Annotated in this window: 1 protein-coding gene; it reads left to right on the top strand. The window is 60.8% G+C overall.

All coding sequences use genetic code 11. The features are described from left to right. Positions 1 to 62: 62 nt before the first annotated feature. On the top strand, positions 63 to 311 hold a 249-nt coding region (locus tag HMPREF2886_RS27295), incomplete at its 3' end, for a KfrB domain-containing protein (RefSeq protein WP_371915127.1).

Raw genomic sequence — 311 nt, 5'->3', positions numbered from 1 at the left:
ACGACTACCGGCGGCCGTTCGCGGCCGCTTTTTTCACTGCAACGGACAGGAGTACGAAACGTATGGCAAGCACCCCTAACAGCCTGAACCCGACCGGGCCAGCGCCGAAGATGATGCCGGAAGGCTCTCGCAAGGTCTGCGTCCTGAACGGTAGTCGCCAGCTCGACCAGGTGGTGAAAGGCGAGTGGATGACTATCAAGGTTCTGCCGGAAAACGGACTGCCCAAGGGCATCTACCAACTGGCCGAAGCCACCAAGCCGGACACCGGCAAGGATGGCAAGGAATCCGCCTACACCGGGCAGGTTCTGCAT

Origin of the sequence: Pseudomonas sp. HMSC066A08 (genome assembly GCF_001813025.1) — a bacterium.
In the GTDB taxonomy this organism is placed as follows: Bacteria; Pseudomonadota; Gammaproteobacteria; order Pseudomonadales; family Pseudomonadaceae; genus Pseudomonas; species Pseudomonas aeruginosa.
Note: the sequence above shows the minus strand (reverse complement) of the source record. Positions and strands in the feature narration are given on the sequence as shown.